The sequence below is a fragment of the Vibrio sp. OPT24 genome (assembly GCF_015163545.1).
GTDB classification, from domain to species: Bacteria; Pseudomonadota; Gammaproteobacteria; order Enterobacterales; family Vibrionaceae; genus Vibrio; species Vibrio cyclitrophicus.
In genome coordinates, this window is the sequence record NZ_JADDYI010000004.1 from 126278 (window position 1) to 140970 (window position 14693).

Consider the following 14693-nt stretch of genomic DNA (forward strand, 5'->3'; position numbering starts at 1 on the left):
AATGCTCTAGATTGGAGCTTAACCGACCATCGCTATGTGGCCGTGATGAAGAATAGCGTTCGCGTTTACCATTCTGTCATGCATCACCTTAATAGAGTCACCAAATCGAAGTCCTTTTGAAGGGGTAAGTAAGAACTCTTCTAGGTCTACAAAAGCACATAGGCTCGCACACTCTCCCACTTCTAGTACGATGAAGTAACCTAAGCTATGCTCGTTACTCATTTGTACTATGTCCCCTTCTTGAGGGTGTTCATGGCCTGTACCTTGTGAGTCGAAAAACCAACTCTTAGGCTGCACAGGCTTGTGGAAGCGCTTTGCTGCCACACAATAAAGTGCAAGTTCAGCTTGACGAGGCTCAGACAGTTCTAAGCCAGAAATTTGTTCTTTGAAGGTTTGGTATGAGGATGCGTCATCAACGGTGAATTCATTATCTCTAAACGCGCAGTCCACCAGCTTATTGCGGACCAGATTCGTTTTGAAAATCATATCCTCTCCGAGGCTTAGCATTAATGAACATTGCTGCTCATCGTAATACCAATTCCATGTATCGCTAGGTTTAAGCATCATTTCGTCTCACACTGTTGAACCATTCCATTAGGTAAAACGCAAAATTACCTTCAATTACAGTAATTTTACTGAGCAATAGGCAAAAAAAAAGAGGAAATGAATTCCTCTTTCTTATCGCTTTTCTCTACAACTCATTGAGTTACAGTGTCTCTTTTAGTAAGACGATACCGGATTATAGCCTTTGACTACGATCGATTTTACGAACTATAGATTTTTGACAATATCGCCTACAAGACCTGGGCCTTTATAGATAAAGCCAGAATAAACTTGGACAAGTTTAGCACCTGCCATCATTTTCTCTTTTGCTGCGACATAAGAGTCAATGCCACCTACCCCAATGATCGGCAGTTTGTCACCAAGTTCTTCGTGAAGTTTACGAACCACTTCTGTACTACGAGATTGAACTGGACGCCCACTAAGACCACCCGCTTCATCGCAATGCTTCATGCCTTCAACAATTGAACGATCCAACGTCGTGTTGGTTGCGATCACACCATCAATCTCATTTTTGACCAATGATTCACAAATTTGTTTAATCTCGTCGTCGCTTAGATCCGGAGCAATCTTAAGAGCAAGAGGAACATACTTGCCATGCTTCTCCTCCAGTTCAGATTGTTTCGCTTTAAGTTCAGACAACAGATCGTCTAGAGCTTCACCGTATTGCAGAGAACGAAGTCCAGGAGTATTTGGTGAAGAGATATTCACAGCAATGTAACCCGCGTATTGATATACCTTCTCCATACAAATCAGGTAATCTTCTGCGCCCTTTTCAATTGGTGTGTCTTTGTTCTTGCCGATATTGATACCTAAGATACCGTCGTAGTTTGACTTCTTAACGTTCTCAATCAGATTGTCGACGCCTAGGTTATTGAAGCCCATGCGGTTGATGATACCTTCAGCCTCAACAAGACGGAATAAACGAGGTTTGTCGTTACCCGCTTGTGGACGAGGAGTAACAGTCCCGACTTCAACGAAACCAAAACCCATTGCGCCAAATGCATCAATACATTCGCCGTTTTTATCTAGGCCAGCAGCAAGGCCAACTGGGTTTTTAAAAGTAAGACCCATGCATTCTACAGGTCGGTGAGGTAACTGTTGGCGATACAAAAGATCAATAGGTGTGCCTGTGAAGCGTTTGAAATTTTGAATTGCAAGATCATGTGCCTTTTCGGCATCAAGTTGGAAAAAGCCAGTTCTGGCTAGACGGTAAAGCATTGTGCCTCCGATAGAAAAAAGCCCCGTGTAAACGGGGCGATATTATTTACTTATTTACTCAACTATTCAATCTATTACTGTCTGTAGGGGTAAGATAATCGAGTTTGTTAGCGAATGAGGTTCTTTATTAAGCAAACGATACCGTTTCTATAAACACTCGCTGAGTTTGAGTATCATTCACCCTACTACTTCACTTTGTTCCCTTTAACCTAAGCATAATCACTCAATCAAATGAGTAGTTCGACTTTTCCAAACAAAAAAGGCAGACCTTATGGCCTGCCTTTGTATTATCGTCTTTATCTAATCGCTAATCTTTAGACATGCAATTAAGATTTAACAGCATCAATTCACGCAATGCCACTGAGAACTTAGCAAACTCGTGAACCGAACCTACTTTGAATTCGTTCAAGATACTTTCCCAGCGATGTAGAGAAACAGAGTTATTTTCCATCCAATCATCAAGCGCTTTAATCACATCGATGTCCGAAGCACAACCACAGTTGAGTACTTGGCCAGTTAACTGACGTTGTTGCCAATCCAGATCTTCTCTGAATGCTGCACGCGCCAGTGCTTGCCAGTTGTTGTCTACAGCTTGGCCATTGATTTGCTTCAAGAACCAGTGCAATGACAAACGGTCGCCAAGGTTGAAGTAAAGCTTAGACGCTTGTTGTACTGTTTTACCGGTTTCACGAGCTACTGTGGATATATCCAGCGCTGAGTATAAGCTAGACAAACGTGCGACTGAATTAGCCAGTTCTGCATTCACGCCCTGGTCAATCCACACTTGAGCCATTGCTTGATGCTCTTCTACTTCTGAAGCCACAAGATTTTCATCCAGATTCTCAGTTATCGTAACTACATCACCTTGGTATAACTCAATCAATGCATTCACCGATTGCTTACCTGTACGATTTCTTAGCAACCAACGAGCGAGTCGACGAAGAGTACGGCGTACATGGTAAAGCAACTCGTATTGAGCTTCAGAGCTTGAGATGTTATCGAGTTCACGAATACTCTTAAGCACCTGACCTAAACCGTAGATTTCGCGAGATGCTGCGTAAGCATTAGCGATATCTACAATATTTGCGCCCGTCTCTTCTTGCAAGCGAGTCACAAAATTGCATCCCATTTCGTTAACCATTTGGTTAGCGAGTGCAGTCGCAATGATTTCTGCACGCAATGGATGGTTATCCATATGCTGAGAGTAGTTACGACGTAACGCAGTTGGAAAGTATTGCATCAACTGTCGAGCATGGAACTCATCATTCGCAATATCATCACTCACAAGATCTTCTTTAAGTACCATTTTACCGTAAGCAACAAGTACAGAAAGCTCTGGTCTTGTTAGGCCTTGACCCTGCTTTTCGCGCTCAAGCAATGTTTCGTCATCTGGGATATATTCCAAACCACGATCCAAGTACCCTGCTTTTTCCATTGTGTGAATAAAGCGGATTTGCTCTTTGACTAAGCCAACACCTTGGTGCTCAGTAACCGAAATAGATTCGGCTTGGCAGTATGCGTCGTCTAGTACGATTTCGCCTACTTCGTCTTCCATAGACTCAAGAACTTGGTTACGTTGTTTGACGGTTAGATCACCATTAGACACCAAACCATTCAAGAAGATCTTAATGTTAACTTCGTTATCCGAGCAGTCTACACCACCAACGTTATCAACGAAGTCAGTATTAACTCGACCGCCCGTTAGAGCATATTCAATACGACCCAATTGAGTCATACCCAAGTTCCCACCTTCGCCAACAACCTTGGCCTTTAGGTCGCGACCATCGATACGTAGAACGTCATTTGCACGGTCACCTACATCAGTATGAGTCTCGCTTGAAGACTTAACATAAGTACCAATACCACCGTTCCAAAGTAGATCAACGTTCATAGACAGGATCGCTTTGATCAAGTCATTTGGTGCCATTGATGCTTTCTTCGTGCCCAGCATTTTCTGTATTTCAGGTGTCAGAGAGATAGACTTCGCTCGGCGAGAGAAGATGCCACCACCTTGAGAAATCAGGTCTTTATTATAATCTTCCCAGCTTGAGCGAGGTAGATTAAATAGACGATCACGCTCTACCCAGCTTGACGCTGATTCTGGGTTAGGATCAATGAAGATGTGCATGTGGTTAAACGCAGCTTGTAAACGGATGTGCTTAGATAACAGCATGCCGTTACCAAACACGTCACCAGCCATATCACCAACACCTATCGCAGTGAAGTCTGTGGTTTGACAGTTAATACCCATCTCACGGAAGTGACGCTTAACCGATTCCCAACCACCTTTTGCTGTAATCCCCATGGCTTTATGGTCATAACCATTAGAACCACCCGATGCAAACGCGTCTCCTAGCCAGAAGTTGTACTCTGCAGCAACTGAGTTAGCCAGATCTGAGAATGTCGCGGTACCTTTATCCGCAGCAACAACTAAATATGGGTCGTCTTCATCATGACGAACGACGCTCTTAGGTGGGATAACCTCACCCTCGATGATGTTGTCTGATACGTCGAGTAATGCACGGATGAAGCGCTTATAACAACGTTGACCTTCAGCGAAGATTTCATCACGGCCAGACATCATATGCTGACGCTTACAAACGAAACCACCTTTTGCACCAACGGGCACAATCACCGTATTCTTAACTTGCTGTGCTTTAACTAGGCCTAGAATCTCCGTACGGAAATCCTCTTGACGGTCTGACCAACGTAAACCACCACGCGCAACTTTGCCGCCACGTAGATGCACACCTTCAATGTCCGGTGCGTAAACGAAAATCTCAAATACAGGAACCGGTGCCGGGATATCTGGAATCTCACTTGGTCTCATTTTCAGAGCCAACCAAGGCTTAGATTGCTTATTTTCATCTACTTGGTAGTAGTTAGTACGCAGCGTGGCAGTGATCATTTCCATGTAGCGACGAATGATACGATCATCATCCAAGCTTTCTACGTGATCCAACTGCTCAGTGATCTTCTTGATAAGATCTTGTTGGCCCTTCGCGCTACCCTTGAGTTTAGGATCAAAACGCTTGCCAAATAAGCTGACTAGACCTTTTGCTAAATCTGGGTAATGAGACAGTGTGTCTTCAATATATTGTTGACTGAATGGGAAGCCAACTTGGCGCATGTAGCGTGCATAAGCACGTAAAATTGAAATTTCACGACCAGAAAGACCCGCGCCTAGCACCAAGCGGTTGAAACCATCGCTGTCTAACTCGCCCGCCCAAATTGCCGCAAACGCTTGTTGGAAAAGATCACGAGCTTCACGAAGATCAATTGTCTTGTCACTCTTATGCAGCATTGAGAAATCCAAGATCCAATATGTCACACCATTGGTTTTACGGACTTCATATGGAGATTCACCGATAACGCGCAGGCCAAAATTTTCAAGCATTGGCATTACATCTGAAAGGTGGATTGGCTCATCACTGTGATAGAACAACTTCAAACGAACGGCTTTTGAATCCGCCGCTTCTTCTTGAGGACGGTAGAAAAGCATACCCAGTTTGTTGTCTACACTTAACGCTTCTAAACGTTCGATGTCAGCAACAGCTGAGCCTGGCATCATGTCCTCTTTGTACGAACGTGGGAATGCACGCATATACTCTTTCGACAATGGAAGGCCTTTGCTTTCACCAAAGTTTGCAATGATTGATTCAGAGAGACGGTCATCCCATGTAGACGATACTTCCATTAAATTTTGCTCAATTGTTTTCACGTCCACATCCATGTTGTTGTTATCAACACGAACAATATAATGCGTTCTCGCCAGTGGGCTTTCAGAGAAGTATGTTGTGAATTCCACTTCCTGCTCACAACCAAAGTACTGCTTCAAGATGCGTTGTGTTTGACGGCGAAGCTCAGTGTTGTAACGATCTTTTGTTACGTAAACCATACAACTAAAGAAACGGCCAAACGGGTCTTTGCGAACAAACAAGCGCAGAAGATCACGATCTTGCATTTGTACGACACCAGTGCCCACTTCGAGTAGCTCTTCTTCTCGAGCTTGAAGCAATTCATCTCGTGGGTAGTTTTCAAGAATATTGTGCAGTGCTTTGTAAGAATATGAACCCTCACGGTAACCACTCGCGTCTAAGATACGCTCTACTTTTTCACGAACTAGAGGAATACTTTCAACGGTTTGGTTATAAACGGCTGAAGTGTAAAGGCCTGTAAAGCGGTGCTCGCCAATGACCTTACCGTTCTTGTCGAATTTCTTAATGCCAATGTAGTCATTGTAAGCTGGGCGATGAATGCGAGAAGCCGTGTTACCTTTAGTTACGATAAGTACATAAGGTTTTTTCGCTTCTAGACGTGCCGAGTCAGAAAATTCAGACAGCTTAACATTGCGAACGCGATCTGAATTTGCGAACAAACCAAGGCCTTGCTCTTTAGTCGGTTGCAATTCAGTGTCGCCATTCACAGAAACAAGGTCATATTCCTTGTAGCCCATAAACGTAAAGTTGTGCTCACCTAACCAACGAAGAAATGCCAATGTTTCATCAAAGCGCTGGCTGTCGACAGGAATGGTATCTTTCTGCTCTTCAACTTGGTTAGTAACTTCTCCAAGTCTTTCTACCATTTTCAGCCAATCGTTAACAACAAGCCCAGTGTCGGTAAAAATATCCAGCAGTTCCGTTTTGAGCGCTGTCATTTCAGCTTTGCTGCTAAGACGGTCAACTTCGATATGGAAAAGCGATTGGAATGCACCTTCGTTATTGCTAACGCCGACAACACTGCCCTTATCAGAGCGAGATATTTGAGTTGGGTTGTGAAGCATAAGGTGAGAAGAAAGATCGAGACGGGTTAATGCCATTTTTACTGAATCAACCAGGAATGGGCTGTCTGGTACTACAATCTCTACGATTGTGTGAGTAGACTGCCAACCTTGACGACTTACTGTTGGGTTAAATACTCGAACAGAGATTTCGTCGGCTTTTTTTTCATTGATGTGATGCCATAAGCTAACTACAGCACCATATAAATCGGATTCGTTTCTCTGAGTCAAGTCGTCGTGAGAAACATTACTAAACAAGTGTTGAGCAAGTTGAGTTACGAGAGGTCGATGAGCAAGGTCAAGTTTGTCTTGAATCAGTTTGTAAACTTTTTCAAGTAAAACTGGAACCACAGTTTCACGTGCGGTCATAGTCACACTCCACAATTAGAATTATATTTTATTATTAGGGGGATCACTTAATCTGGTGTTTGAAACTCGCTGTTGAGCGCTTTTCTACTAACGAGTTAAGTAAAGGTAATGCATTCATTTATTGTAAAAGCATTATTGAAAAATAGTTAATTGTTTTGGAGGTGGTAGGAGGTGAAATGTTTGATTATGTGATTAAGATTCCTTTTAACTCACTAGGCATGCCAAGCTTTACAGAGCTTCTAACTTAATAAACTTATTTTTTTGGTCAGTTGTCAGTCTAAACCGCCCTCTAACACCTATTTGTGTAAGAAATGGTCTGAATCGAGTTGCAGGTAACTGTAGACGTAAACCTGTCGTTGTTATCACTTGAACTTTGCTTGCCGCCCCAGAATAACTCACCAAGAATTGCTGATACGAAATGTTAAGTTGGAAAATATAGTGATTCATACGATACCTGTATAAATATACAGTGCCGGTGTTTTTTGGCACAAATGGGTTAAAATTAGCAAAGTGTTAGCGCTTATAGCTATGTTCGCACATGCCTATGTTCGTATACGTCTATGGTCCATATACTATGTTTAAGATTTAAAACGACATTTAGGCCTCTAACAAACTGAGTAACATTGAAAGCAAAAAATCAGTGACAGATTCCTCTGTCACTGATTTAGTTTACCTGTTTTATCGCTTAACTTAAGCCTCTAGTGCTTTATTCACTTTTTCAAACAGATCTTTAGCTAAGTTATCCATGTTCTTGAGCGTCTCAAGTTCTTTTATGATCAAAGCTTGACGCTCATCGTCGTATTTACGGAACTTAAGCAGTGGGTCTATTAAACGCGACGCCACTTGCGGGTTGCTGCTGTTAAGCTCGCGTAAGATTTCACCAGCAAACGCATAACCTTGACCTGACTTGTCATGGAATTGAACCGGGTTCATATTTAGGAATGAGCCAACCAAATTACGGGTACGGTTCGGGTTCTTCAAACTGAACGCTTGGTGCGACATCGACGCTTTGATCACGTCAAGCGCGCTTGCACTTGGGTTTGTACCTTGCAAGGCAAACCATTTGTCCATAACAAGGCCATCGTGTTTCCACTTGTCACTGTAATCTGCCATCAAGGTTTCACGACATGCTAGCTGTGCACTGTTGGCCGCCCCCATTGCAGCCATAGTATCTGTCATGTTGTTTGCCTGTTGATACATAGTCACAACCAAATCATTACCCTGTTCAGTATGAGCTAAGTAACTTAGGCAAACTTTACGCAGAGTACGCTTACCAATCGAATCATGATCAATTGTGTATTCAGTTAATGCATGACTGTGATAAACCGCAGACAGTTCATCTTCCAACTCTTTCGCTAATGTCACTTTCATCGCATTTAATACCGACGCAACTGCATCGATATCGACGCGATCATACCAACCAGAAACTTCGTTGTGACTTGGCAATGAAAGCATCTCTGCAATAAATGCAGGCTCCAATGAGTCACTAAGCAATACTCCACGGAACGCATCTACAACAGAAATTGAAAGTTCAAACTCTTCACCTTGTTGAACTCTTTCAACGTTACTGCGGATGTACTTAGCCAGTAGCATTTGACCCGCATCCCAACGAGAAAACTCGTTGCGAGCATTAACCATCAAGAAGATCAGCTCTTCATCTGAGTAATCGTACTCAAGTTTCACTGGTGCAGAGAATTCACGAAGTAATGATGGGATCGGTTGCTCAGAAACGTTTTCAAACACGAAAGTCTGTTCCGCCTCTTTCACATCTAGCACATTGTGAACTGACTTTCCGTTACGTTGTAACTCAATCACATTACCCGTAGCTGTGTACAGTTCTATATCAAAAGGAATATGTAGAGCTTGCTTTTCCGTTTGCTCATGAGTTGGAGCCGTTACTTGTCGAGTTGTTAACGTGTACTGTTTCTTCTCTGCATCGTAATGGCTTTCAACCGAAAGTGTCGGCGTACCTGATTGGCTATACCATAAACGGAACTGAGACAGATCAACACCCGATGCATCTTCCATTGCCGCTACGAAGTCTTCACACGTTGCTGCCGTGCCATCGTGACGTTCAAAGTACAACTTCATGCCTTTTTGGAAACCTTCCTCACCCAACAATGTGTGGATCATTCGGATCACTTCACTGCCCTTTTCGTATACCGTTAATGTGTAGAAGTTATTCATTTCTATCACTTTTTCTGGGCGAATTGGGTGAGACATTGGACTCGCATCTTCAGCGAATTGTGGCCCGCGGATAATACGAACATTGTTGATACGATTTACTGCGCGAGAGCCAAGATCAGAAGAGAACTCCTGGTCACGAAACACCGTTAAACCTTCTTTCAAGCTTAACTGGAACCAATCACGACAAGTAACTCGGTTACCCGTCCAGTTATGGAAGTATTCATGACCGATTACTGCTTCAATACCAAGGTAGTCTGTATCTGTTGCTGTTTGGTCATTAGCTAAAACGAACTTAGAGTTGAATACGTTCAAGCCTTTGTTTTCCATCGCACCCATATTGAAGAAATCAACGGCTACGATCATGTAGATGTCTAAGTCATACTCAAGATTGAAACGCTCTTCGTCCCACTTCATGGAGTTAATCAAAGAAACCATCGCGTGGTTTGCGCGGTCTAGATTGCCTTTGTCGACAAAGATTTCTAAATCAACATTACGACCAGATTTTGTGGTGTATGCGTCACGAAGTACATCGAAGTCACCCGCAACTAAAGCAAACAAGTACGCTGGTTTTGGATGTGGGTCTTGCCATTTCACCCAGTGACGACCATTTTCAGCTTCGCCTTGATCTACTCGGTTACCGTTACTGAGTAAGAATGGATTCTCTGCTTTGTCCGCAATGACAGTTGTCGTGAACTTAGCCAGAACATCTGGGCGATCCATGTAGTAAGTAATACGACGGAAACCTTCAGCTTCACATTGAGTGCAGAAAGCACCACCCGATTTGTATAGGCCTTCAAGCGCACTGTTCCCCTCAGGGTTCACCTCAGTCACGATGGTCAACGTAAAGTCTTTCGGTAAAGCGTTCAGAATAAGCTGAGTTTCAGATAGCTCGTACTGAGTCCACTCGTTACCTTCAACTACAACAGAAACCAGCTTCAAGCCTTCACCATCAAGTACTAAGGTCGAGCTATCTCTCTCTTGCTTAACACTAGACACCGCCGTAATGATGGATGCTGAATCGTACAAATCGAAAGTAAGGTCGATTTGAGAAATAGTGTGAGATGGTGATTGATAATCTTTACGATACTTGGCTTGAGGTGTATGTGCCATGACGGGTTCCTTTTGATCGTTATACGTAATTTTTCTTAACTGTATATATCTAAAGGTTGAGCGCCAAGAACACAAGAGGAAAGTTAAAAAAAGAAGGCATTGTTGGAAAATGCCTCCATGTTTTGCTATTTTTTCAATCAAATCAGAAAGGAACGCCTAAGAAATGACCTGCACACCATATTATCAACGAACGGCGTTTTACAAATAAACCGAATACTTATCGAATACGATTGAGCACCGCAAACATATCTCCCTCTTCACCTTGAAGGGTCAACACATCGCTATTTAGTGTGTAACGCGTACCGTGTTCACCATTTTCATATAAGAGCACCAACTGATCACCCTCTGTGTAATAAACACCACGACGAACCACTTCACTGCCCACTTCATCGGATACTCGGAACATAAATACAAAGTCAGGTTGAAGTACTAAATCCATTTTTTGAATGTTACTTGCCCGCAAGTCACTACCTGAAAGTTCGGCACTTGACCAAATCCCAGCCAAGGCGTTTGGCAACGCTTTGGTAAACATAACACCATTAAGGTTCAGCATATTGTGATTACTGCTATAGGCGTAAACCTGAGGTTCTGAAGTATTCAAACCAAGGATGAGCGTATCTTCATTGGCGTTATACAAACCTTCCCAATGGTCAACGCTGTAGTCTTTCTTCTGAATATCAATGGTGAACGAGTAATTAGAATCAAGGGTCAATTTGATCGCCCTGAAATTTTCAGTGCCTTGATCTGGTTCCGGATTCATTAAATACCAATCACCAAGCAATAAAGGAAGATCAAAATGGGATAGATTACTGTCGCTTTTTGATTGTTGCGTGCTTGAAGCAACCTCGCTCCCAAAAGCAACAAAACTTACACAAGATAAAAATAGTAGAATCCATTTCATAAACGTCCCCTCGTTTTCTTTAAGCTTAGGCACGTAATGAATAGAAAGCGAAAAAATACGATCCAAGTCACTAAATTTTAAATGCGAAGTAACTTAAATGTCATTATTAAACGCAAAATAGAGCTAGATACCCTGAATATTGGATGTGTTTTGCGTCGATCCCGACCGATACGGTCAAATATTTCTGTCAAATATTAGGTATAAAAAAAGCGAGCCTAAGCTCGCTTTTTAAATTATGTATCTTTAAACAATCACCTTTGATAGGTAACTGCTCTACTTTTTGATCATATCCAGCATGATAGCAACAGACTCATCAAGGTAAGCATCGGGAGCTTCGTAGTCTTTAGGAATATCATCCAACGTTTTAAAAGCTTCTTGCTTAGCAGCCTTTTGACGTTGATTAATACGTTCTAAGCGGAGTACATCTGCTTCATCGCTTTCTTGCTGACGAATCTTTTCATTAAGAGAAAGGTCGTTATCATCTTTATCTGCTTTATACTTTTCAATATCTTGTGCAATAAAGCCAAACTCCATGTCAGTCGCGATACGAGCTTGGTGTTGAGCGGTTAAAGCTGCAACTTTTTCATCGTTACGCTGTAACACTGAGTAATTCGCTTTATCGATACTATCCCAAGGCAGAGCGTTATCTTCAACACTTTCCCCAGTATCTGCCGGGTCAATTGGCGTTGGGTAAGCAATATCAGGCACTACACCTTTGTTTTGCGTACTGCCACCATTGATTCGGTAGAATTTCTGGATTGTGTATTGAACGTAACCCAACTCTTTATCGAACAAATCATAAATATGATTCAAAGAGCGATGCTGTTGCACCGTACCTTTACCGAAAGAGTTTTCACCCAAAATGATTGCACGACCGTAATCTTGCATCGCGGCTGCAAAGATTTCAGATGCTGAAGCACTATAGCGATTCACCAATACCGTCAACGGACCTTGGTAACTGATTTGACCATCAGTATCGCTGTTCACTTTAACACGACCGTAGCTATCACGAACCTGGACAACGGGGCCCTCTTTGATAAACAACCCAGAAAGTTCGGTTGCTTCAGTGAGTGCACCACCACCATTATTTCGAAGATCGACAATGATACCATCGACACCTTGCTCTTTAAGTTCGGTGATCAGTTTATCGGTATCTTTAGATAGACCAACATAGAAACTTGGTACTTCGAGTACACCAATCTTCTTGCCATCTTTCTCGATGACTTCTGATTTAACAGCTCGGTCTTCTAAACGAATCTTATCGCGTACAATTGTGACAACGTGACTTTTTGCATCTTTACCATCAGGCAAAATCTGTAGCTTAACTTTGGTCCCTTTCGGGCCTTTAATCAATTGCACTACATCGTCTAAACGCCAGCCGATAACATCTACTATCTCTTCGCCATCTTGACCAACACCAACAATACGATCGCCATCACTTAGTTGTTTGCTATTTGACGCTGGGCCACCAGCAACTAATGAGCGAATAATGGTGTAATCATCTGTCATCTGAAGCACAGCGCCAATACCTTCTAAAGATAGGTTCATCTCAGATTGGAATTGCTCTGCATTTCTTGGAGAAAGGTAACTGGTGTGCGGATCAACTTCACGCGCGAATGCGTTCATGTAGATTTGAAAAGCATCTTCATTGTGCGATTGCGTAATACGCTTCATCGCATTGTTGTAACGCTTTTCCAAAACTTCTTGAATCTCTGGCCACTCTTTACCAGTGAGTTTTAGATTCAACGCATCGTATTTAACGCGTTTTCTCCAAAGCTCATTCACTTCAGCGATATCTTTTGGCCATTCAGCTTCACTACGATTGAGTTCAATACTTTCATCGGTATCAAACTTAATCTCTGTATCAAGCAAAGACAATGCATATTGAAAACGTTCAAAACGCTTCTGCATAGACAAATTATAAACATCAAATGCAATCTGGTTATTGCCTGCTTTCAACTGATCATCAATTTGTATGGATGAAGCAGCGAAAGAGTCAATATCAGCTTGAGTGAAGATATTACGATTATAATCCAGCATCTCTAAGTAACGATTAAAGATAGCTTGAGAGAAATCATCGTTGAGATTGAAGTGTTTATAGTGAGAACGAGTAAATCGAGAAGTAACACGTTTACTAGCAGTTTCGTGTTGGACCTCAGGAGCGAGTAGAGGTAAATCGTCCTGATCTAATTTGGCTTCGAGAGCCTGAGCTGAAGCTGCTAGCCAAAAGCTAGCAGCAATCAGTGTCAATTTTGAACGGCATTTCATGCGTAGGAGTATCTCCTTTAAGCGCGCAAGTGCTCCGCTTTAACAACCATTTGTAGGCCGTTTGCTAACTGAACACGCACATCTTCCTTATTGATTTCAACAATGGTCGCAGCCATGTTTCCTTTACCCATGTTCACATTTACTTCGTTGCCAGCGACAAATTCGTCAGCGTTCAAAGCGCGTGTTTCAACAGGCTTTTCTACTTTTGGAGCTTTAGGCGCTTGACGACGAGGCTGTTGAGCTTTCTTCGCCTTAGGTTTCGCTTTGCCTTCTTCACGAGCTTTCTGTGCTTGTTCTTTACGACGAGCTTGCACTTTAGCTTTGCTTTCTGCAAGTGTAGCTTTAGCGTGCTCTACATGCTCTTCTTCTAATGTGCCACACGCGTTGCCGTCTAGGTCAACACGATCTGCGCCAGCTTTTACGCCGTGCAGATAACGCCATGATGATGTGTACTGTCTTAACGCTGCACGAAGCTGAGTCTTACTGACTTTTTCGTCTTCATTTAGACGTTCAGCAAGATCTTGAAAAATACCAATTTTAAGTGGTTTTGCTTCACCTTCTAGAGTAAAGCATTTAGGGAAACATTCAGCAATATATGCGATAACTTCTTTGCTGTTTTTTAACTTTTCAGTGTTTTCCATGTGGGTTCCTGGTTTTTGCGGTTTTCCGCGAGCATTAAGAAAATATTTTTACGTATTATAGAGAGATGCTTGGGAAAAACCACAGTAAGAGAATAATTTATGCCTTGTTCGCGTGCGAATTAAGCAGCTTTTCCACTTCTGCCATGAAAAATGTCAATCCGTCTTCGTCTATTTGCGAAAAACGACCAACATTTGGGCTATCTATATCAAGAACGCCCGCTACTTTTCCGTCAATTGAGAACGGAATAACGATTTCTGAGTTACTCGCAGCATCACAAGCGATGTGACCTTCAAACTCATGAACATCATGAATGCGTTGAACTGTATTCGTCGCAACCGCAGTTCCACACACACCACGCCCTACAGGAATTCGCACACAAGCAGGTTGACCTTGAAAAGGACCAAGTACTAGTTCGTCTTTTTCCTTAGCTTGGTCTTGCTTTATTAAATAGAAACCCGCCCAGTTCAATTCATCCAATTCCATAAACAACAGTGAACTTATATTAGCTAGATTAGCAGTTAGATCGGTTTCTGATTCAATTAATGCAACAGCTTGTTTGGTTAAGCGTTGGTAATGTTCTATTTTCATATTAGCTTCCAATTAAATTGAGACTTCCATTATCAAGAGAACGCAGTAAAATGCGGCCATCAAACT

9 protein-coding genes are annotated in these 14693 nt (G+C 42.5%); all 9 read right to left on the bottom strand.

The genetic code is table 11. From position 1 onward, the window contains the following. Positions 1-18: 18 nt before the first annotated feature. A complete protein-coding gene (locus IQO02_RS01620; RefSeq protein ID WP_016767709.1) occupies positions 19-567 on the bottom strand; it encodes a cell division protein ZapC in 549 nt (182 codons plus the stop codon). A 204-nt stretch (positions 568-771) separates the two neighbouring features. Then, a complete protein-coding gene (gene pyrD / locus IQO02_RS01625) occupies positions 772-1782 on the bottom strand; it encodes a quinone-dependent dihydroorotate dehydrogenase (protein ID WP_010440770.1) in 1011 nt (336 codons plus the stop codon). Positions 1783-2089: 307 nt separating this feature from the next. Further along, positions 2090-6931, bottom strand: coding sequence for an NAD-glutamate dehydrogenase (locus tag IQO02_RS01630; RefSeq protein WP_016783652.1), 4842 nt, complete (start codon positions 6929-6931; stop codon positions 2090-2092). A 228-nt stretch (positions 6932-7159) separates the two neighbouring features. Next, positions 7160-7378, bottom strand: a complete 219-nt coding sequence (locus tag IQO02_RS01635; RefSeq protein WP_010440766.1) for a DUF2835 domain-containing protein — start codon at positions 7376-7378, stop codon at positions 7160-7162. A 243-nt stretch (positions 7379-7621) separates the two neighbouring features. Beyond that, positions 7622-10228 carry an aminopeptidase N gene (pepN, locus tag IQO02_RS01640; RefSeq protein ID WP_016792149.1) on the bottom strand — a complete coding sequence of 869 codons (2607 nt, stop codon included), beginning with the start codon at positions 10226-10228 and terminating at the stop codon, positions 7622-7624. Positions 10229-10445: 217 nt separating this feature from the next. After that, positions 10446-11129, bottom strand: a complete 684-nt coding sequence (locus tag IQO02_RS01645) for a hypothetical protein (protein ID WP_010440762.1) — start codon at positions 11127-11129, stop codon at positions 10446-10448. Positions 11130-11402: 273 nt separating this feature from the next. Next, the gene (gene prc, locus IQO02_RS01650) at positions 11403-13397 is read right to left on the bottom strand and encodes a carboxy terminal-processing peptidase (protein WP_016767706.1); all 1995 of its coding nucleotides are present in this window, start codon (positions 13395-13397) and stop codon (positions 11403-11405) included. Between the two features lie 17 nt (positions 13398-13414). Further along, positions 13415-14038: an RNA chaperone ProQ gene (proQ, locus tag IQO02_RS01655; RefSeq protein ID WP_010440758.1), complete on the bottom strand. Its 624-nt coding sequence runs from the start codon at positions 14036-14038 to the stop codon at positions 13415-13417. 97 nt (positions 14039-14135) lie between these two features. Beyond that, a complete protein-coding gene (locus IQO02_RS01660) occupies positions 14136-14627 on the bottom strand; it encodes a GAF domain-containing protein (RefSeq protein WP_010440756.1) in 492 nt (163 codons plus the stop codon). Positions 14628-14693 lie beyond the last annotated feature (66 nt).

Coding starts and splice junctions, on each gene's coding strand:
- proQ (WP_010440758.1), bottom strand. CDS start 14,038: ATGGAAAACACTGAAAAGTTAAAAAACAGCAAAGAAGTTATCGCATAT.
- pepN (WP_016792149.1), bottom strand. CDS start 10,228: ATGGCACATACACCTCAAGCCAAGTATCGTAAAGATTATCAATCACCA.
- pyrD (WP_010440770.1), bottom strand. CDS start 1,782: ATGCTTTACCGTCTAGCCAGAACTGGCTTTTTCCAACTTGATGCCGAA.
- IQO02_RS01660 (WP_010440756.1), bottom strand. CDS start 14,627: ATGAAAATAGAACATTACCAACGCTTAACCAAACAAGCTGTTGCATTA.
- IQO02_RS01635 (WP_010440766.1), bottom strand. CDS start 7,378: ATGAATCACTATATTTTCCAACTTAACATTTCGTATCAGCAATTCTTG.
- IQO02_RS01645 (WP_010440762.1), bottom strand. CDS start 11,129: ATGAAATGGATTCTACTATTTTTATCTTGTGTAAGTTTTGTTGCTTTT.
- IQO02_RS01630 (WP_016783652.1), bottom strand. CDS start 6,931: ATGACCGCACGTGAAACTGTGGTTCCAGTTTTACTTGAAAAAGTTTAC.
- IQO02_RS01620 (WP_016767709.1), bottom strand. CDS start 567: ATGATGCTTAAACCTAGCGATACATGGAATTGGTATTACGATGAGCAG.
- prc (WP_016767706.1), bottom strand. CDS start 13,397: ATGAAATGCCGTTCAAAATTGACACTGATTGCTGCTAGCTTTTGGCTA.